The sequence below is a fragment of the Variovorax sp. LjRoot84 genome (assembly GCF_964254305.1).
Lineage (GTDB): Bacteria > Pseudomonadota > Gammaproteobacteria > Burkholderiales > Burkholderiaceae_C > Variovorax.
This window is the reverse complement of record NZ_CAXUTE020000001.1, coordinates 3,531,933-3,550,749: the sequence shown is the minus strand read 5'-3', so window position 1 is coordinate 3,550,749 and position 18,817 is coordinate 3,531,933. Positions and strand designations below refer to the sequence as shown.

The following is an 18,817-nucleotide window of genomic DNA, read 5'->3' as shown; positions in this document are numbered from 1 at the left end:
AGGGCTGTCATGAAGGCATGGACGGAAGATCTTGTTACGGGCATCAGTCGCGCGCATGGCGTGGACGACCTGTTCGCCCAAATCTGCAAAAGCGCCAGGAGTCTTGGCTTTGAGCGCTGCGCATACGGCTTGCGACGGCCCTCGCCTTTTACGCGGCCAAGAATATTCCTGCTGAACGACTATGACCCGCGTTGGCGTCGTCGCTACGAGGAGGCCGGCTACCTTGCGGTCGATCCCACGGTGCTTCACGCAACCAGGAGCCTGACGCCAATCGTGTGGTCCGATGCGCTCTTCTGCGAGACGCCGGCGCTATGGGCCGAAGCGAGATCCTTCGGCCTGTGCGTCGGCTGGGCGCAATCGTGCTTCGACGCGGACGGTTCGGTGGGGTTGCTGTCCTTGTCGAGATCACACGAACGGCTGACGGAGAAGGAGCTCCGCGCGAAGGACATGCCTCTGCGTTGGCTGGTTAACGTCGCGCAGATAGCGCTTTCTTCCGCGCTCACGGCCATCGCGTCTGGCGAGCCTCCTCGCTTGACCCGGCGCGAGAGGGAGGTCATGCAGTGGACGGCAGACGGAAAGACTTCCCTCGAGGTCGGGGACATCCTTGGCATCTCGGTCGACACGGTCAACTTCCACGTCAATAACGTGCTCGTGAAGCTCGGGACCGCGAACAAGACCGCCGCTGTTGCACGCCTGGCCGTGCGCTTGTTTCACTGAATTCACCTATGCGTCCCTCTTGGTCGAACTGGCGTCCGACTGTTGAGAGTGCAACGGGCGCCTCCCGCTGCCCGGGATGTCGGTGTATATCCAGCAGGCAAAGACCTGCTGTTCGCCGACGAACCGCGGCGCTGCCGCGCGGCTTGCACTGATGCGATATCGCCGCAGAAGACGTTCGATCCCGAGTGGAGAAACCGTGATGAGTCGGCCCACCCCGGCGCTGGCGGCCGCCGACATTGCGGCCCGCAGCAAAGCCACCGCCAATGGCGACGAGTATCGACTATCTGCGTGCGGATCGATCGAATCGAGATCCACCGCAGCGAATCTCGACAACTCCCAGATGTCCGGAGATCGCGGGACTTCCGCGTCCCCCATCAGCTCGGGAAAGACCTCGCCGAGCAGGTACGGCCGTTCGGTCGGCAGCAGCCGTGCCGTGCCAACCAGCGTGATAGCGTCGCGCAGCGCTACCAGATAAAGGGTGTCGGGCCGATCGAACTGGTCGTATTCCATTCCTTCGGGCGAAGGTAGCGGCCAGCCCAGGCGCTCGACAAAGACTTTGTGCCGGTAGCGCGCCATCCGGGCCATCAGTTCGGCGCCTAAGCTGATGGGCGTGCCCGCCAGAATTTCCACTTTCTGATCCCGTTGAATGTCATGAGGCCATTCCAGCGGAGCGCGCCGACGTCGGAAACTACATGATCTGGCAGGTTGCCAACCGGCGGCGGGTTTGACCTGTACCACACGCGATTTGCGCGGGATGCAAGGCTCCCGGGAGGGACGTACGGCGGCCCACCCTTGCGTCGCATGCAAGCGTTGAAAGCGCACTCAACGTGGGAAATGATCGGCGCACCGAATCGAACTCAGGTGACCTTCCTTGCGACCGACTCCTTCTCTCCTCCGCTTCCTGCGCAGCTTTCTGGGTGCGCTTGTTCTTGTTGCGATGGCCAGCGGCTCCGGCGCGCAAACTGCCGCCAAGCCCGAGCCTGCCGACAAGTGGCCGACCAAGCCCCTGCGCATCATCGTGGGCTTTGGCGGCGGGTCTTCGCCGGACCTGGTCGCCCGAACGCTGGCCGAGCCGCTGTCCCGAGCGCTGGGGCAGCCCGTGATTGTGGAGAACCATCCTGGCGCGAGCGGGAACATCGCCGCCAACCTGGTGGCCAAGGCCGCTGATCAGCACACGATCGGCATGCTGATCAACGGCAACATGACGATTGCCAAGCTGGTGACGCCTTCCACTCCCTACGATCCGCTCACGGACCTCGCCCCCATCAGCCTGATCTGCACCGCGCCGCTGCTGCTGACGGCGCCCGTCGATGCGCCGGGGCGGGACGCGCGCGACTTCTTCGCCGCTGCGCGCACTGCAGGCAACCGCTGGAGCTACGGCACGCCAGGCATCGGCACGGTGGGTCATCTGGCCATGGAATTGCTCAAGACCCGTTCGGGCATCGCACCGATCCACGTGCCCTACCAGGGCAACCCGCAGGTCATCAACGGACTGATCGGACGCGACATCCAGCTCGCACTGCTTCCGCCTGGCCTGGGCGCGGCTCAGGTTCATGCCGGCAAGCTGCGCGCCATCGGCGTGACCTCGGCGACCCGCAGTGCGCTGGTGCCGGAATTTCCGAGCCTCGAAGAGGCGGGCATCCACGGGTTCCAGATCGAGATCTGGACCGCCGCCGCCGCGCCGGCCACGCTGCCCAAACCCATCATTGCCCGGCTGTCGGCGCTGCTCAGCGAGATCACGCGCTCTCCCGAGGTGAGGCAGAAGCTGTTCCAGCAGGGCTACCAGGCGGTTGGCACGACAGCCGAAGGCTTGGCCAGCCGAATCAAATCGGACACGGACCTTTTGCGCGGCATCATCGTGGCGCAGGGTGTGAGGGCGGAATGAGCACCTCGCCTCTACCCACAACACCTTGCCAACCCGCCGGTAATCCCCATGAGGACCTCGAAAGGCTGCGTGACGAACTCGACGTGATCGACAAGGCATTGCTGGCGGCCATCCGCGACCGCCTCGCGTGTTGCCGCCAGATCGGTCTTCACAAGAAGCGCAATGGAATACCCATGATGCAGGCTGGCCGAATTGGAGTCGTCCAGCAGCGTGCATCGTTGTTCGCCCAGCAACACGGACTCAACGGGGAGTTCTTGCGGCAGCTCTACGAACTCATCATCGAGGAGGCATGCCGGCTCGAAGACGCCATCATTCAGTCCGACGGCAGCGATCTGGACCAACGCATCGTTGTAGCCGTGAAGCAAAGCTGAGGCGGGTTGAGCGCCAACTTCTTGTCTCCGGACTCGGGTTCGACCATTCGAGTGGCAGGTGTCGTGTGTCTTGGCCGGCGCCAGGTGAGGGCCACGCTGCAGTGGAGGCGGATGCCATGAGAAGAAAGTCCCCGGCGTCGCCGCTCCCGACGACGAGAAGAACAAGCATCCCGATTGCGCTGTCACCCCAACACGGCATCCCCGCTCCCGCCCGCAGCAGGTCTGCCTCGCGACTGGGCGAGCAGATCAGGGCGTTGCGCGTTGCCTCCGGTGCCTCGGGGGGAGAGCTCGCGCGAAACTGCGGTATCTCCCGCTCGATGCTCTCGCGCGTTGAGCGTGGCCTGGTGTCTCCATCTGTCGAAACGCTGGATCGCATCGCCCACGGGCTGGACGTTCCGCTCTCGCGCTTCTTCTGCGAGGCGGGGAGCCGCTCGGACATGTCGTTCGTGCCGGCCGGCCAGGGCATCGTCGTCGAGCGCCTCGGCGCCGGGACGGACTGCCGCCACGCGTTGCTGGGTCACGTGCTGTCAGGCAATCTGTTCGTGGAGCCTCATTTCGTCACGCTGCTGCCGGACGCGCAGCCGCACGCCGGTACTCAACACGCTGGCTTGAAGTTCCTGTACATGATGTCCGGGCGCGTGCGCTACCGGTACGGCACCAGGCTGCTCGAACTTGGCCAGGGCGACGCCTTGCTCTTCGAGGCGAGCGCGCTCCATGGCGTCGACGCAATCATCGAGGCACCGGCATGCTACCTGGCGATCGTCCTGACCCTTCGTGACTAGACTGCCGCAGCACCGCTTCAAATTCATGTCCACCTTCGTCACCCTGGGTCCGCCGAACAGCAACCATGATTTCGTGCTGCGGCGCTATCTGAGGGCGCACGGCCTGCTGGACCTTGAGCGCGTTCGCATCGAGCTTGTCGATGACTTCCACCAAGGTGCCCGGATGTTGATCGATGGTCGCGCGGACTTCATGTTGCAGTGCGCCGTGCACCCGTCGACGGCTGAGATCACCGGGGCTTTCCGGCGGCAGGTGTTCGTGGTCGACGCGTTCATCTCGCGCAGCAGGCCCATGTCGCTGCTAATGGCGCAGGATCACGACGCTGGGCAGTTGCCGCGCCGCGTAGGGCTACAGCCCGCCACGCGAGAATATGCCGACCTGTCCCGGTGGTCGGAGGCCGTGCTTGAACCTACGGTCACGGCCGTGGGCGAGGGCCTGCTGGCGAAGAAGTACGAGGCCGGCATTGCGTTCTCTTCGCTGCTCGAAGAGTACCCAGGGAGATTCCAGGTCCTGGAGGACGTCGGTGCCATCTGCGATGCGTGGGTGGTGTTCGGGACAGCGCCCGTGGATAAGGGCAAAGCTGTAGTGTGGACGGACAGCCCGGTGGCGCGTCTGTATCGCGACGCGGCCTAGCGTACCGGGCGCGCGTTGCCCCGGACCAACTCTCCCCAGCATTTGGTCGACCATCTTGATGGCATCGACCGCCTTCACAAAACCGTGCTGCAACAAAGCCAGATTGATCACCGACGTCGCGACCGTCGATGGCGAACCGGTGCGGGAGCGACTCGCGCTGACAATGGAGCCGGTTGGCCTGCGGCTTCGGCTGCGCGTCCGGGCGCGCTGAGAGCCGAGGGCGGCTCGACGAGCCCGCAGTCGGTAACAACTCAGCATAGACCGACCTGCGCTGCGATGGAACACGCTCCCTCTGGAAGTGGGGGTTTTTTTAGGAGTTCGTCTGCCAGAACGTCCGCACTGCCAGCGGTTGCGGTCTTTCCTGTCCGCCACCGGAACTCACGGACTCATCCCCTGCGGTCGTCCACTACCGCGCCGATCGGAACGAAAACGACGAACAAGCAATGAAAGGGGGATGCGGCGCTGGAATGCGAAGGTCCTCGCATGTACAAGCATTGACGACCAGTTGTGCTCGCAGTCGAATCGAGGTTTTCCGGCGGCTCTATCCCCCGGAAGCAAATGGAAGGAGGCGGCATATGGCTCCTCAGGCTTTGGAGACTGACTACCTGGTGGTCGGCAGCGGCGCAGCCGGTATGGCGTTCACCGACTCGCTCGTCAGCGAAACCGACGCCCAGATCGTGATGGTGGACCGCCGCTCGGCGCCCGGGGGACACTGGAACGACACCTACCCTTTCGTTCGCCTGCATCAGCCGTCGCTCTACTATGGCGTGAACTCAACACCGCTCGGCAGCGACGCCATCGAACTGCGCGGGCCCGAGGCGGGCCAATACGAGCGAACGAGGGGCTCCGAGATTCGCGCGTACTACGCTCGTGTCATGGAAAAGCGATTGATCGCTTCAGGCCGGGTCCGCTTCTTCCCGAATTGCGAATACGTCGGCAAGCAGCGCTTCGTGTCGCGCCTGTCGGGCGCTACGTTCGACGTCAAAGTGCGCAGAAAGCTGGTCGACGCCAACTATCTCTCGCCATCGATTCCCGCGCTCACTCCCGCGCCGTTCGGCGTTGGCGACGGCGTGTCCGTGATTCCAGTCCACCGCCTCGTCGATGTCGTCGACAAGCCTGACCGCTACGTCATCGTCGGTGCCGGCAAAACCGCCCTCGACGCCTGCGTCTGGCTCCTTAGGAACGGTGTCGAGCCGGGCGACATCCAATGGGTGAAGCCACGCGAAACGTGGCTGCAGAACCGCAGCTACACGCAGCCCGGCGAGCTCGTTGGCACTTTGCTCGAAGGCATCTCGTTGCAGATGGAAGCTGCCGCCCAGGCAACCTCGATCGACGATCTCATCGACCGGCTGGAAGCGGCTGCACAGATGCGGCGAGTCGACCGCAGCGTGCGACCGACGATGTACAAGGGCGCGACGATCGGCGACTGGGAGATCGACCTGCTCCGGCGCATCGAGGATGTCATCCGCCTCGGCCACGTCTGCAGCATCGAACGCGACCGCATCCTGCTGGAGCGGGGCAGCGTCGCGACCAGTCCCCGGCACCTGCACGTGCACTGCGCGGCGCAGGGCGTGCGGTATCCGCCTGCGTTGCCGATCTTTGCGGCGGACTGCATCACATTGCAGCCGGTGCGCATGGGCCTCATTCCCTTCAACGCAGCGCTGGTGGGGTTCGTCGAGGCACGCCGCGACGACGACGCGGAGAAAAATCGTCTGTGCCCTACCAACCCATTTGCGAACACGCCGCTCGACTGGGCTCGCGGAACGCTGGTCCAGATGGGAGCCGATCGCGCCTGGTCAAAGGAGCCCGACCTCCAGGCCTGGCTCGAACGCTCGCGACTGAACCCGATGCGCGGACTGCGCGCTCATGCTGACGAAGAACGGGTGCAGCGGGCATCACAGAGATTCGCCGCCAACGTTGGGCCCGGCCTCAAGCGGCTTGCAGCGATCGTTGGGCAGACTGCAGCGTAGACGCGCCCGAAGACGCGGCCCCCGCGCCCCGCAAACGCAGTCGTTCGGAGCAGTGTTGCCCTGCTAGTTCGGAGAAGCAGATACGGCAAGCGATCGCCGCGCTGGAGTCTGATGCGCGCGCTGCGCTCGCCAAACGACCGCTCCCAAAGTGGATCTGTCAGTGGATCAGAAAATTGCCAGGGACCGCTTTATGCGACCGGCGTCTCGGTGGCCCAGAGCCAAACGGCAGCAGCCAGTCTAGAGCGCTCGTTGAAGCTGGCTCTGACGGCCCCACAAGCCCAGATCGCCGAAGTTCACCGAGGCCCACGGCCCTTGAGATAACCACCGACATCCGCGAAGCAACTGGCTGTCATATCGACGTGGCCATCATCACTCACGAGCACCAGGACCGTGTCAACGCGGCCGAAAGGCGGAGGCGGGCCACTCAGCGGGAACGACTGCCGCGTAGCGCCAGGAGGCCGCCGGCACTGATCAGCACGATGCCGATGCCCGACGCCGCATCGGGCGTCTCGTCCCACCCGAGGTAGCCCATCAGAAGCGCCCAGAGCAGGATGCTGTAGCGAAATGGCGCGACGACCGAGAGATCGACGTCGCGGCAGGCGGCGATCAGCGCGTAGTTACCCAGCGCCGCGCACAGGGCGGCCAGCGCGAGACCCAGCGTTTGCGCGGGCTGCAGCGGTTGCCAGGTCTCCCGCAGGCCGAGCGCGAAACCGCCAGCGCACGAGGCCACCGTCGCCGCGAGGGTGATGAGGACCGAAGGAACACCCGGGGGCATGGCGCGCGTGGCCAGGTCCCTTGCCGCCAGGCCGGCAGCGCAGGCGAGAGAGAACACGATGCCCCAGTTCGCCACGCTCGCCTGCGAGAAGGGTCTGGCGATCAGCAGCACGCCGGCCAAACCGGTCACTGTCGCGAAGATGCGACCGGCTTGCGGCGCCTCCCATCCGAGCGCCATCGCGCACACGGCAATCAGCAAGGGCGACACCATCATGATGGCCGTGACGATGGATAGCGGAGTCAGCGAGAGAGCGGCGACGGAGGCCATGGCGGTCGCCACCTCCAGCACCGATCGGACGGCGACCATCGGCTGCAGCAGTTGCCGCCATCGCGGCAGCATGCCGGCGCGACGGGCGAGCACCAGGACCATCGCCGTGGCAAACAGGCCGCGGACGGCCAGCACCTGCCCATGCGGGTGGTGCGCCAGCGTGAATTTCAGGCAGGCGTCGTTGAGCACGTAGCACGCCATCGCCCCGAGCATCAGGAAGACGCCGCGGCGATTGGCGGAAGGGTCAGCCATCGCTGTCGTGCGGCGTTGGATCCCCGGCACTGCGAGAAGCGCGCGTGCCCGGCGCGCCGGCCTCTTGCAGCACATCCTGCTGGGCCCGCGCCTTCAGGACGATCTCCTCGACTTCGGCGTCCGGATCGGACATTGCGATGATGGCGCCGCCGGAGCCGATCGAGACGCGGCCGTTCGCACTCACGATGGTGCGGATCACGATGTTGAGCTTGGCGCTGCCGTTCAGCGACAGAAAGCCGATGCTGCCGGAATAGATGCCCCGTGGCGACCCTTCGATCTCGTCGAGGATCCTCATCGTCCGGATCTTGGGCGCCCCGGTCATGGAGCCGCCGGGGAAGGCGGCGTGGACGCAGTCGATCGCACTCACGTCGTACCGCAACTGGCCCCGGATGGTGCTGACCAGCTGGTGGACCGTCGCGAAGGTCTCGATCTGGAACAGGCGCGGCACGTGCACGCTGCCAACCTTGCAGACCCGGTTGAGATCATTGCGCAGGAGGTCGACGATCATGAGGTTCTCGGCGCGGCTTTTTTCGTCGCTGGCGAGGGTTGCCGCGATGGCGGCGTCCTCCTGCGGCGTCGCGCCGCGGCGCGCGGTGCCTTTGATCGGCCTGGACTCGACCGTGCCGTCCGGCTCGATGTTCAGGAACAGTTCGGGCGAGGCGCACAGGACCGCCAGGCCGGGCGTTTTCAGGAAGGCGGCGTAAGGCGCAGGATTGCGCTTGCGCAGCGTGCAATAGACGTCCAGGGCGTCGATCTGGCCGGCGCCCTCCAGCTGGTTGGTCAGGCAGACTTCGTAGGTCTCGCCATCGAGGATGTTCTCCTGGCATCTCGCGATGCGGCGTCGGTAGTCGGGCAGATCGATGCGCCATGCGAGCGCGTCCGCAATTCGGGAAGCGCCGTCAGGTGGTGCAGCGTCCGATGGCACCGGATTGGAGAGGGTCCTTTGCATTTCATTCATCCAGGCCTCGCTGGCCAGGGAATGCGGTTCGCGATCGACGCAGACGATCCAGGTCTGTTGCTCGCCGTGATCGATAGCGACAAAGCGACGAACCCGCATCCACAGCGCGTCCGGCGTGGACGCGTCGTGGGCGTGGTTGCCGCCCAGTTCGCCCTTGAGCTCGTAGCCGAAATAGCCCACGTAGCCGCCGGCAAAGTCGAAGGGCAATGACGCTCCGCCAGGCGGCACAACGTTGGTTTCCTGCTTGAGGAAATCGAAGATGCTCTGGATGCGCGTTTCGATGTGCGCTTCGTGGTGGATATCGATCTGCCTGTCTCGCGACCGGTAGGTGATCACCTGCGCGTCCGGTCCGCCCGCATCGCCCATGTACGAATAGCGCGAGTTCTGGCCGTCCGCGTCGCTGCTGTCCAGCCAGAAGGCGGCCGCGTTGCCGGCGAAGCGGTGGCGGAAAAGCGCTTCGGCGTCTGGATAGCTTTCAAGGCATCGCGCGCGAATGATCAGCGTGTCGTCCTGCTGCAGCGGCATGCCGTGTCCAAGTTGCGGCCACCTGGGCGATGCCGAGGGGCCGTGGACGGCAACTGCGCGGGCTTGCCACTGCTCGGTGAGTTCCCTGAAGTTGCGCAGCAGGCGCGCCCCGTACTCGGTGCAGATCGATTCCGGATGGAACTGCACGCCCCACCAGGGTTTCGACGTATGCCGCAGGGCCATCAGGGTGCCGTCGAAGGTCCACGCCAGCGGCTCGAGCTGCTCGGGCAGCCCGGTCACTGCCAGCGAGTGGTATCGGACTGCATCGAACTGTTCCGGGATTCCCCGGAACAAGCCGCTTCCGGAGTGGCGGACGCGGTCGAGGCGTCCATGCATCGGCCGTACGGCGCGGGCCACGTTCGCACCGCAGAAGTGGGCCATGGCCTGGTGCCCGAGGCAGACACCCAGTACCGGTACCCTGGCGTGCCGGAGCACGTCGGCCGAGACCCCCAGGTCCGAAGGGCGTTGCGGTCTTCCGGGCCCCGGCGAGATGACGATGTTGTCGAACTCGAGTTCGGCGATCTGGGGCCACGACATTTCATCGTTCGTGATGACGCGCGGCGGCTGCGCGTTGGTCGCGGCGAGGTACTGGTAGAGGTTGTGGGTGAACGAGTCGTAGTTGTCGATCAGCAGTGTGCGCATCGTGGATCCCTTTGCACTTTAGGCGTGCGGATCCATCGTTGACGACGCGCAGAGTTGTGCCAACTACCAGAACAGGTAGGCATGCTTGAAGGTTGAGCACCTGGTACCACTTGGGCGCGCAGATCGCTCCTGCCCATAGGATTCTTGTCCGGATGACTCTGTGAATGTCGGGGCGAAGGTCCGCTTCTCTGTCCGGAGAGCTTCCAACCATGGGGCGTACTTGGCGCCGGTCAGTTCGAAGACGAGCCGCAGCGCACGCGATGCACGCGATAGACCGTGCGCCCCTCCTCAGGCGCTGCGGGAGCTACGGCTCAGGAACCGACGGTTTGCCAGTCTCTGCGTATGTTGGGGTGGGGAACCGTGGCCCGGATCTAACTTTCGCGTATCTGAAATACGCAAAGGTCAATTCTTGTTGCTCACTGATGGGCGAGTTCCCGGTCACGGTCTCGGCGCTGCGGCAGCGCTTCCTGGAGGCGTTCCGCCTGCGCAGCGAACATGCGGCGTCGATCGACGCGACGATGCGCGCGGCGATCGCCGTGCGCCTGATCCAGGAGTACGGTGATGCCAAAGGCGCCGCTGACGCGGTCTGGGCGCTGGCCCGCGAAAACGACTGGTATCGTGAAGGGGAGGGCGCGGAGAAGTATCTGCTTCGGCGAACGTCCTCTGTCGCGACCCGCAACGAAGCCGCCTTCGCTCTGACGGTCGCGTGGCACGGCGTGCCGCTCGGTGAACTGTCTCACGACGGTTTTGAATGGCGTTGGACCCCGGCCGAGGACGGTACCGTCCTGCCGCCGCTGATCCGGCAGACCACGCCAGGCCGACTGCCACCCTTCATCGTCTCGCTGCTGCCTGAGGGCTGGTTCGCGTCAGTTTTCAAGGATCCTGACGAGCGCGTGCTGCTGCGCGAGGGCAAGCGGTACATGTCCAACATCACGATCGCAGAGAAGAGCGCGGAGCTCGCCGCCTTGCCGTCAGACCTTCTCTCAACGCGGCTTTCCGTCTTCATGTCCGAGGGGGTCTTTACTGGGACCTATGCCGGTCCGGGGCGCAGTGCCACCGACCAGGACTTCGAGCAAGACTCGCCAAACTCTTCGAAAGCGCAGAAACGCCCCGGCTTTCGGGCGTCCAGATCAAGGCGCCGATGTTCCTGGGCGAAAACGGCGTCCTCCAGCCGGCCACCGGTCTACCCTTCACCCACATCCTCAAGCCCGCCGGAACGAGCGGATTCGAATCCCTGCCGCTGGTCGAATGGATCGGCCTTGCTCTTGCGCGCGGATCCGGGCTAGAGGTGCCGGACAACGCCCTTGTCGCCATGCCCGATGGCCTGCCACCAGCCTTGCTCGTTGAGCGCTTCGACATCCGGACCGGCCCGCAGGACACGCTCATGCTGGCGATGGAAGACATGTGTTCGGTCCTCGATCTGGAACCTAAGGACAAGTACACCGGCACGATCGAACGCGTGGCGCGCGCGATTCGGCCGCTATCGACCGCTCCCGAGGACGACTTGCGCCTCCTGCTGCAGCGTGCGCTCTTCGCCTGGCTGATCGCGGATGGAGAGATGCACCTCAAGAACATGGCAATCCTCAAGATCGCGTATCCGGGCGAACAGGCGTTTCGTTCGGTTCGCGTCGCCCCTGTCTACGACACGCTGACGACCCGCGTGTTTCCTCGCCTTGAGCACGATCGCATGGCCCTGAAGCTCAATGGCAAGGATGAGCGGCTGCGCCGATCGGACTTTGTCGCCGTCGCGACCCTTGCAGGCTTGCGCGCGGGCGACGCGAACGAGGCGATCGATCAGCTTCTGCAAGCACTCAAAGGCGCGATCGAGGGTCTCGTCTTTCCCGCGCAGTGCCTCTACGGTCCGCATGCCGAAGCGGCCGTGGCGAAGGTCTTTGAACTGTGCCGAGGCCGCGTGGAGTCCTTCGACTGACTGACGGCGATCACTGCTGCTGAAGACGTCGTCTCCGTCTGCCCTGCGGCGGAGCGTCACGTCCGTGGCGCGCCGAAGCAGGCAAGCACCAAATTTGTCCATAGCCGCTGACCACCTTGCGAGGCTTACTCCACAACTTGAGAAGGAGTCAAGGCGGTGACCTGGCTCACTGCATCCGGGTGATGATCTCCAACGCCTTGATGCGCCTTTCGGGCGTGAGCGCGTGAAAGGCAAGTAGCATGGCGGCCGTGTCGTCATCAACCGCGTAGAAGTAGGCCACCGGCACGTCGAGCACTGCGGCCAGTCTTTCCACGGTCAACCAAAGCGCTGGCGGGGCCGCGGCCCGGTCTTGACCTCTTCAGCTGAGCCCCCGGCCCAGCGACTTCAGCCCACTACGGTGCCTTGCCTGTTCTCTTCCTGTGCTGATCTAGGTCCTTGAAAAATTCCGATGGCTGAATGCCGAGCGCAGTGACGATTTTCAGTATGTTGATCAGGGCGAGGTTGTGTTCGCCACGTTCGATGCCGCCCATATAGCTGCGGTCGATCCCGCATGCGTCACCGAACGCCTCTTGCGAATAGCCAAGCTTCTTCCGGCGGCGACGAACAGCCTCCCCAAAAAGCAGCAGCTCGGGCACTTTCTGCTTGCCGGTTGAGGTGGGTTTGACCATTCATGGATGGTCAATTTAAATGGCATTAAGCTCCACGGTATAAGATTGGACGGGATATAGTTACCATTCGAGAACAACATTCGCGCCCTCCAGCCGGAAAGGAATTCACATGAAGAGGGATTGTCGATGCCATGAGCGCGGAATGCGGATCAGCAGAGGTGCACGAGGGCAGGGATGAGGACGCTCCGCATCTCGGTCAGAAAGACATGCCATGAGAAAACTGCTCACTGCTTCGCCGTTCCCAACGGCAAGAAAACCCAAGATACCCGTTGCACTGTCGCACCCGCGCGGCCGTCCCGCAACGCCTGCCCGCAGCGAGTCCACCTCGCGCCTGGGCGAGCAGATCAAGGCCCTGCGCGTCGCCTGCGGCGCCTCTGGCGGCGAACTCGCCCGCCGCTGCGGCATCTCCAGCTCGCTGCTCTCGCGTGTCGAGCGCGGCCTGGTGTCCCCATCGGTGGAGACGCTCAACCGCATCGCCCAGGGGCTCGATGTTCCGCTTTCCCGCTTCTTCTCCGACCAGAGAAGCCGCACGGACCTGTCCTTCGTGCCGGCAGGCCACGGGATCATGGTCGAGCGCATCGGCGCCGTGGCGGACTACCGCTACGAGCTGTTGGGCCACCTGCTGTCGGGCAACTTGTTCGTGGAGCCCTATCTGGTCACGCTGCAGCCTCAGGCGCGGCCTTACACCAGCTTCCAGCATCCGGGCCTGAAGTTCCTGTACCTGATGTCCGGGAGCGTGAGCTACCGCTACGGCGGCAAGCTGCTCAAGCTCGGCCGTGGCGACGCGCTGCTGTTTGACGCGAGCGCGCTGCACGGGGTCGAGGCGATCATCGAAGCGCCGGTGAGCTATCTGGCGATCGTCTTTTCGTTGCGCGACTAGACCGCAACGCAGTCCCAGCCATAACCCCAGTCTCAGTCCTCCAGCCCTCCAGCCCTCAGCCAGCGGCGGCGGTCATGGCGATGGGCAAGTGACGCTTGCAGAAGAACTATGAAACCGGCATTGCGGCGTTCGAGCAGCAGCGCCTAAACCATGATTGCGGGCCGGAACGGCGCGACCACGGACAGAGCGGCACGGGGGCCGCGGGACAGTCAACTCCCAGAACTGGTGGGTGAGCGAAGGCACGCGCTCGGATAGGCTCTTCGAGGGGCGATCAATATGTTGCGTTGGTACGCGACGGCAGGAGCAAGACGTCCAATGAATGATCAGTCGAGGCGCAAGTCAACATGAAAAGACCCACGGGGGAGACGCAGATGATCGACCTTCGCCATTTGCGCCATTTCACTTCCGTCGCCAAGGGGTTGAACTGGGTACGGCCTGGACTCTCCGAGGTATGACCTCGGGGTCCGAAAACCGCATGAATGCTGCTTGAAGGGGTAGGACCATGCCGAGCATCGTGTCCATCAAGTTCAACGCTGAAGAGGCCGAGGTGCTGCAGCGTGCCCATGCGGCCTCGGGCATCGCCGGCCTGAGCTCGCACATCAAGCAGGTCTACTTCGACGCCCTCACGCTCAACGTCGGCGTGCTCCAGGAGATTCGATCCGAGCTCGAACGCATCGGCGCCGGGGTCGAGCGGCTGCGCGATAGCGATGGTGGAAAGACCGATCCGGACTTGCTGCTGGGCATCCTCTGCGGCCTGTACGTCATGGTTCGCAAGTCGGTCAGTGAAAGCATCCGTGCCCAGGCTGACCAGGTGCTGGACGTCACGGCGATCGAAGGCTTCCTGAAGGGCAGGTGATGCTCGTCAGCCATCGCAGCCCCGACAACGCCCTGCGATCCTTGCTCGCGCTCGGTGTGTTCGCCGCCATCCTGGCGGGCTGGGTCGCTGGCGTCGCGCTCTACTACCGGCTACCCGCATCGATGTTTGCACGGGGTCTCTGGTATGCGGCCAAGGAGACGCCCGGCATTCCAGCGCTCTGGATCGGGCCGATCGCGGGCCTGATTCTCGGCGTGCTGGTCTTCGCCGTCTGTGCGAATCGCTACGTCAATCACTTCGGCGGCGCGGCCTTCGTGACGAGACTGAGGGGGCCCAGGATGGTGAGCCAGACGCTGCTCGCCGCGCAGACCAGGAAGGGCAGGGGGCAACTGCGTTTTGCCGGGATTCCCATTCCTGCGGAAGTGGAGAACACCCAGTTCTTCGTGGGCGGTTCGACCGGCACGGGCAAGAGTGTGTGCATCAGCGACTACATCGAAAGCGCGGTGGCGCGTCAGGACCGCATCATCTGTGTCGATCCCGACGGCGCATCCATGCGCTACTTCTACGCCGCTGGCGACGCGATCCTGAATCCGTTCGACAAGCGCAGCCAGGGCTGGAGCATCTTCAACGAGATCCGGACCAGCTTCGACTGCGAGCAGTACGCGATCAGCCTGATCCCGCGCAGCCCGTCCACGGAGCAGGAGACGTGGAACAGCATGGGCCGCACGATCGTGAGCGAGACCCTGACGGTGTTGCTGCGGCAGGGAGCGGGCACCACGGAGCGGCTGGTCTACTGGCTCACGACGGCCAGCAATGACGACCTCAAGGCGCTGCTGGCGGGAACGCCGGCCGCCGGCTGCTTCCACGGAGCGCCGGACACCCTGGCCAGCATCCGGACCGTGCTGACCCAGTACATCACGCCGCACAAGTACCTGCCCTCGGGCGACTTCTCGTTCCGGGATTGGCTCGACGCGGGTCGGGGAAGCCTGTGGATCACCTGGCGTGAGGACATGCTGCAGGCGTTGAAGCCATTGATCTCCTGCTGGGTGGACGTGACCTGCGCCAGCGTGCTGTCGATGCCGGAGGATCCGGACCGGCGCATGCACCTGGTCTGCGACGAACTCGACTCACTGGAGAAGCTGAACTACATCATCGACGCCGCGACCAAGGGACGGAAGAAGGGCCTGCGCATCATGCCGGGGGTGCAGTCGCTGGCGCAACTCAACGACATCTACGGCAGGGACGACGCGCTGACGTTGCGCAACTGCTTTCGCAGCGCCTTCCTGTGCGGCATCGGCGAACTCGACACCTACACCGCCGAGGAGTTCTCTCGCGGGCTGGGCGAACATACCGTGCTGCGCCGGGCGCCCAGCGTGTCGGTCGGCAGTGCAGGCGGGAAGGGCACCCTTTCGCATCGCCAGGACACCGAGCGCCTGGTGTCGCCGGCCGAGTTCCACCTGCTCCCCAATCTCACGGGCTACCTGAAGCTGGCGGGCAACTATCCCATCGCACGCGTGACCATGAGGTACAAGCCACGCCCGGTGGTTGCGGCGCCGATGGTCATGGCGGACGGCTTTCATGATCGGCCACAGGAAGAAAACCTGCTGTTCTCAGCCGCGGCCGATGCTGCGCCCGCCACGCCCGCAGCAGTGGCCGCCGCGGCCAGTGCCTGACGCTGGAGCGCCGGCGGATGCTGTCCTTCAAGTTCGTGACCAGCGCCTCCGGCGCAGCCCACTACTTCGAAACCTCCGACGACTACTGCGGCAAGGAGGGCCATCGCGGCGACTGGATCGGTCAGGGGGTGATCGATCTCGGGCTGGACGGCATCCACGCCGTCGATCGCGAGACCTTCCAGAACCTGCTCGACGGCCAGTTGCCCAACGGGAAGCGCGTCCGACTCAGCCAGACCAAGGGCAGCAAGGACCGCAAGGGCATCGACTTCACCTTCAGTGCGCCCAAATCGGTCAGCATCCAGGCGCTCGTGAAGGGTGACCCGCGGATCATCGACGCGCACGACGCGGCCGTGAAAAAGAGTCTCGACCTGCTGCAGGAGTTCGCTGCCACCCGCAAAAAGCAAGCCGGCCTGTCGTTTCGGGAGCGCACCGGCAAGCTCGTGACGGCGACGTTCCGCCATGAGCTGTCGCGCGCGCAGGATCCGCAACTGCACACGCATGCCATCGTCATGAACCTGACACGCCGTTCGGATGGCGAATGGCGGGCCCTCTCGAACGAGGACATGCTCAGGAACGTGAAGGTGGTGGGCGCCTTCTACCGTGCGACGCTGGCGGCCGAGCTGAGGGCGCTGGGTTTCGAGTTGCGCGAGACCCGAAAGGGCGGCTGGGAGCTGGCGCACATTTCCGATCCGGCTATCCGGCTTTTCAGTCAGCGTAGCCAGGAGATCGAGCGGCTGCTCGCGGCACGCGGTCAGGATCGGGAAAGCGCCACCACCGCCCAGAAACAGATCATCACGCTGGCCACGCGCCGCAAGAAGACCGAGAGCGACCGTGCCTGGCTGCGCGCGCACTGGCTGCAGACCGCACGCGAGGCCGGCATCGAGCTGGATGTCCAGAGTGGGCTCGGGCAGACGATCCAGCGAAGAGTCGGCAAGCTGGGCGACGCCATCGTCGAGAAGCTGACCGGCAAGGGGGGCAGCGCGACAGCAGCCAATGACGCGATCGACTTCGCGATCGCGCACCTGGCGGAGCGGCAGGGTATCTTCACCCGGGGCGAACTGCTCGAGGTGGCCTATGGCCGCGCTGCAACGCGCACCAGCACCACTGCGGTCGAAGCGGCGCTGAACTCGGCGAAATCGGATGGCCGTCTGCTGTCCGAGCTGCCGCTGTACCAGACGGCCCGCTCGCTGAACATCAGCGCCTCGGAGCTGCTGAGGGATCCTCGCGCGGGCCGCTTCAAGGGACATGACGACTCGGAGAAGCTGACCCGCTCTTCATGGATCGCCCTGACGATGGCGGCGCGCGGCCAGGCCCAGCAGCAGGCGCAGGCCAGCGTCGACGCGGCCATCCGGCGCGGTGCGCTCGTCTCGGCCGAGCCGCGCTTCACGACGCCCGAAGCCCGCCGCAGCGAGATCCGCATCCTGGCCATCGAGAAAGCCGGGCGCGGCGCCGTGCCCGCCGTGGCATCTGCCGAGGCGGCGGCCGGCATGCTGGCAGCGAGCGACCTGAATGCCGGCCAGCGTGATGCGGTGTCGATGGTGCTGACCGCGCGCGATCGGTTCGTCGGCATCCAGGGCCTGGCAGGGACCGGCAAGAGCCACATGCTGCGCAAGGCCGTCGAAGGGATCAAGGCCGAGACTGGCAAGCTGTCGGGCAAGCTCGGCTACCGGGTGATCGGGCTGGCGCCCTACGCGTCGCAGAACGAGGCGCTGGCTGCGCTGGGTATGGAGTCGCAGACGCTCGCCTCCTTCCTTGCCCGAACCAGCCAGCATCGAGCGCTCGATCGCCATTCGATCGTGCTGCTGGACGAAGCTGGCGTCGTGCCCGCGCACCAGCTCGAAAAGCTCATGGCCATCGTCGAGAAGCACGATGCGCGGCTGATCCTGGCGGGCGATCGCAAGCAGACCCACGCGGTGGAGGCCGGCAAACCTTTCGAGCAGCTGCAGGACGCCGGCATGACGAGGGCCTACCTGACCGAGATCAAGCGCCAGAGGAACGAGGCGATCCGTGCGGCGGTGGTCCACGCGGCGAACAGCGAGGTTCCCGCCGCCGTGTCGGTGCTCCAACATACGGTAGTGGAGGTGAAGCAGGACGCCCGGCGCTACGTGCGCATTGCGCAGGCCTATGTCCAGCTCCTGGCATCCGAGCGACTCGAAACCTTGATCGTCGCCGGCACCAACGAGGCACGCCGGGCGATCAATGCGCTGGTGCGCGAGGGGCTGTCACTTCCGAACGGTGAAAAGGTGAAAGTACTTAACAACGTCGACATGACGCGCGCCGAACTCAGGTCGGCGCAGAGCTACGAAGCCGGCCAGATCGTCGTGCCGCAGCGCAGCTACGGCAGCGATCTCGTCAAGGGCGAGCAGCTGACCGTCGTGAGCCACGACATCCGGCGCAACCTGCTCACGGTGGACAGGGAAGGGGGCCGGCGCTTCGACTTCAACCCCGGTCGGCAGTCCATGTTGCGCTTGTACGAGATGGAGAACGTGGATCTGGCGCCGGGCGACTGGGTGCGTGTGAGCGCGAACGACAAGGTCCTGGGTGTCTGCAATGGCGAGCGCTACCAGGTGGCGGCCGTCGATGCGACGCATGTGACGCTCAAAGGCGGTCGCCTGGGCATCAGGATCGATCGCCGGCGGCCCATGCACCTGCAGCACGGCTATGCCAGCACGATCCACTCTGCGCAGGGGCTCACCAGGAACCGGGTCCTGGTCGACGCCAACACGAAAAGCCTGACCAGCAACCGGGCGGTGTTCTACGTGGCCATCTCGCGGCCGCGCAACGACATCACGCTGTTCACCGACGACGCGTCGAAGCTCGCCGCGGCAATGAGCCGGGAGCCGAAGAAGTTCGCGGCACTGGAATTGCGCGATGTGCGCAACGAGCAGATGGTCCTGAAAACCAAGATAGACCGTGCTGCCAGGCTCAAGCTTGCCGCTCAGGTCAGGATGGGCCCGCCGCCTGCAAGGCCGGCAGCGGCGGCGCTCGGGGTCGCTCACCAGAGGTGAGGCGGCCGTAGCTGGTCGCCACGCGGTGTCGGTCCCGGCGGGACCCTCGTGCCCTGCCCGTTCGACCGC

Annotated in this window: 16 protein-coding genes; 11 read left to right on the top strand and 5 right to left on the bottom strand. The window is 64.9% G+C overall.

What is annotated here, in order from left to right:
- Positions 1-9: 9 nt before the first annotated feature.
- Positions 10-717 (top strand): autoinducer binding domain-containing protein, encoded by a 708-nt coding sequence (locus tag ACSQ9I_RS17710; RefSeq protein WP_436292803.1) that lies wholly within the window; start codon positions 10-12, stop codon positions 715-717.
- Between the two features lie 6 nt (positions 718-723).
- Here ACSQ9I_RS17710 and ACSQ9I_RS17705 read toward each other — a convergent pair whose 3' ends face one another.
- Positions 724-1,347: an acyl-homoserine-lactone synthase gene (locus ACSQ9I_RS17705; RefSeq protein WP_436313936.1), complete on the bottom strand. Its 624-nt coding sequence runs from the start codon at positions 1,345-1,347 to the stop codon at positions 724-726.
- Positions 1,348-1,654: 307 nt separating this feature from the next.
- Here ACSQ9I_RS17705 and ACSQ9I_RS17700 point away from each other — a divergent pair, with 307 nt between their 5' ends.
- The 5 genes from ACSQ9I_RS17700 (at position 1,655) to ACSQ9I_RS17680 (ending at position 6,356) form a co-directional block, all read left to right on the top strand.
- Positions 1,655-2,602, top strand: a complete 948-nt coding sequence (locus ACSQ9I_RS17700; RefSeq protein ID WP_436313935.1) for a Bug family tripartite tricarboxylate transporter substrate binding protein — start codon at positions 1,655-1,657, stop codon at positions 2,600-2,602.
- Complete coding sequence (locus tag ACSQ9I_RS17695) at positions 2,599-2,973, top strand: chorismate mutase (RefSeq protein WP_436313934.1); 375 nt, start codon at positions 2,599-2,601, stop codon at positions 2,971-2,973. Before ACSQ9I_RS17700 ends, ACSQ9I_RS17695 begins: the two co-directional genes overlap by 4 nt.
- A gap of 233 nt (positions 2,974-3,206) precedes the next feature.
- Positions 3,207-3,755, top strand: coding sequence for a helix-turn-helix domain-containing protein (locus tag ACSQ9I_RS17690; protein WP_436315770.1), 549 nt, complete (start codon positions 3,207-3,209; stop codon positions 3,753-3,755).
- A 25-nt stretch (positions 3,756-3,780) separates the two neighbouring features.
- Positions 3,781-4,386 (top strand): hypothetical protein, encoded by a 606-nt coding sequence (locus tag ACSQ9I_RS17685; protein ID WP_436313933.1) that lies wholly within the window; start codon positions 3,781-3,783, stop codon positions 4,384-4,386.
- Between the two features lie 575 nt (positions 4,387-4,961).
- A complete protein-coding gene (locus tag ACSQ9I_RS17680; protein ID WP_436313932.1) occupies positions 4,962-6,356 on the top strand; it encodes an NAD(P)-binding protein in 1,395 nt (464 codons plus the stop codon).
- 424 nt (positions 6,357-6,780) lie between these two features.
- Here ACSQ9I_RS17680 and ACSQ9I_RS17675 read toward each other — a convergent pair whose 3' ends face one another.
- On the bottom strand, positions 6,781-7,650 hold the full coding sequence (locus ACSQ9I_RS17675; RefSeq protein ID WP_244503934.1) for a DMT family transporter: 870 nt from the start codon (positions 7,648-7,650) through the stop codon (positions 6,781-6,783).
- A complete protein-coding gene (gene pabB / locus ACSQ9I_RS17670) occupies positions 7,643-9,775 on the bottom strand; it encodes an aminodeoxychorismate synthase component I (RefSeq protein ID WP_436313931.1) in 2,133 nt (710 codons plus the stop codon). The genes ACSQ9I_RS17675 and pabB overlap by 8 nt, the downstream gene beginning before the upstream one ends.
- A 1,141-nt stretch (positions 9,776-10,916) precedes the next feature.
- Between pabB and ACSQ9I_RS17665 the strand changes: the two genes are divergently transcribed.
- The gene (locus tag ACSQ9I_RS17665; protein ID WP_436313930.1) at positions 10,917-11,705 is read left to right on the top strand and encodes a HipA domain-containing protein; all 789 of its coding nucleotides are present in this window, start codon (positions 10,917-10,919) and stop codon (positions 11,703-11,705) included.
- 166 nt (positions 11,706-11,871) lie between these two features.
- On the opposite strand, the gene ACSQ9I_RS17660 is transcribed toward ACSQ9I_RS17665, so the two are convergent.
- Both ACSQ9I_RS17660 and ACSQ9I_RS17655 read right to left on the bottom strand, forming a co-directional pair.
- Complete coding sequence (locus tag ACSQ9I_RS17660; protein ID WP_436313929.1) at positions 11,872-12,024, bottom strand: hypothetical protein; 153 nt, start codon at positions 12,022-12,024, stop codon at positions 11,872-11,874.
- A 73-nt stretch (positions 12,025-12,097) separates the two neighbouring features.
- A complete protein-coding gene (locus ACSQ9I_RS17655; RefSeq protein ID WP_436292809.1) occupies positions 12,098-12,373 on the bottom strand; it encodes a helix-turn-helix domain-containing protein in 276 nt (91 codons plus the stop codon).
- A 331-nt stretch (positions 12,374-12,704) separates the two neighbouring features.
- Here ACSQ9I_RS17655 and ACSQ9I_RS17650 point away from each other — a divergent pair, with 331 nt between their 5' ends.
- The 4 genes from ACSQ9I_RS17650 (at position 12,705) to mobF (ending at position 18,748) form a co-directional block, all read left to right on the top strand.
- The gene (locus ACSQ9I_RS17650) at positions 12,705-13,253 is read left to right on the top strand and encodes a helix-turn-helix domain-containing protein (protein ID WP_436315769.1); all 549 of its coding nucleotides are present in this window, start codon (positions 12,705-12,707) and stop codon (positions 13,251-13,253) included.
- 502 nt (positions 13,254-13,755) lie between these two features.
- Positions 13,756-14,109 (top strand): hypothetical protein, encoded by a 354-nt coding sequence (locus tag ACSQ9I_RS17645; RefSeq protein WP_436313928.1) that lies wholly within the window; start codon positions 13,756-13,758, stop codon positions 14,107-14,109.
- Positions 14,109-15,740: a type IV secretion system DNA-binding domain-containing protein gene (locus ACSQ9I_RS17640; RefSeq protein WP_436313927.1), complete on the top strand. Its 1,632-nt coding sequence runs from the start codon at positions 14,109-14,111 to the stop codon at positions 15,738-15,740. The genes ACSQ9I_RS17645 and ACSQ9I_RS17640 overlap by 1 nt, the downstream gene beginning before the upstream one ends.
- Positions 15,741-15,757: 17 nt before the next feature.
- Positions 15,758-18,748 (top strand): MobF family relaxase, encoded by a 2,991-nt coding sequence (gene mobF / locus ACSQ9I_RS17635; RefSeq protein ID WP_436313926.1) that lies wholly within the window; start codon positions 15,758-15,760, stop codon positions 18,746-18,748.
- Positions 18,749-18,817: the final 69 nt, after the last annotated feature.

Excerpts from the sequence above, each read along its gene's own strand:
- ACSQ9I_RS17710 (WP_436292803.1), top strand. The coding sequence starts at position 10 with ATGAAGGCATGGACGGAAGATCTTGTTACGGGCATCAGTCGCGCGCAT.
- ACSQ9I_RS17700 (WP_436313935.1), top strand. The coding sequence starts at position 1,655 with ATGGCCAGCGGCTCCGGCGCGCAAACTGCCGCCAAGCCCGAGCCTGCC.
- ACSQ9I_RS17695 (WP_436313934.1), top strand. The coding sequence starts at position 2,599 with ATGAGCACCTCGCCTCTACCCACAACACCTTGCCAACCCGCCGGTAAT.
- ACSQ9I_RS17685 (WP_436313933.1), top strand. The coding sequence starts at position 3,781 with ATGTCCACCTTCGTCACCCTGGGTCCGCCGAACAGCAACCATGATTTC.
- ACSQ9I_RS17680 (WP_436313932.1), top strand. The coding sequence starts at position 4,962 with ATGGCTCCTCAGGCTTTGGAGACTGACTACCTGGTGGTCGGCAGCGGC.
- ACSQ9I_RS17675 (WP_244503934.1), bottom strand. The coding sequence starts at position 7,650 with ATGGCTGACCCTTCCGCCAATCGCCGCGGCGTCTTCCTGATGCTCGGG.
- pabB (WP_436313931.1), bottom strand. The coding sequence starts at position 9,775 with ATGCGCACACTGCTGATCGACAACTACGACTCGTTCACCCACAACCTC.
- ACSQ9I_RS17665 (WP_436313930.1), top strand. The coding sequence starts at position 10,917 with ATGTTCCTGGGCGAAAACGGCGTCCTCCAGCCGGCCACCGGTCTACCC.
- ACSQ9I_RS17655 (WP_436292809.1), bottom strand. The coding sequence starts at position 12,373 with ATGGTCAAACCCACCTCAACCGGCAAGCAGAAAGTGCCCGAGCTGCTG.
- ACSQ9I_RS17645 (WP_436313928.1), top strand. The coding sequence starts at position 13,756 with ATGCCGAGCATCGTGTCCATCAAGTTCAACGCTGAAGAGGCCGAGGTG.
- ACSQ9I_RS17640 (WP_436313927.1), top strand. The coding sequence starts at position 14,109 with ATGCTCGTCAGCCATCGCAGCCCCGACAACGCCCTGCGATCCTTGCTC.
- mobF (WP_436313926.1), top strand. The coding sequence starts at position 15,758 with ATGCTGTCCTTCAAGTTCGTGACCAGCGCCTCCGGCGCAGCCCACTAC.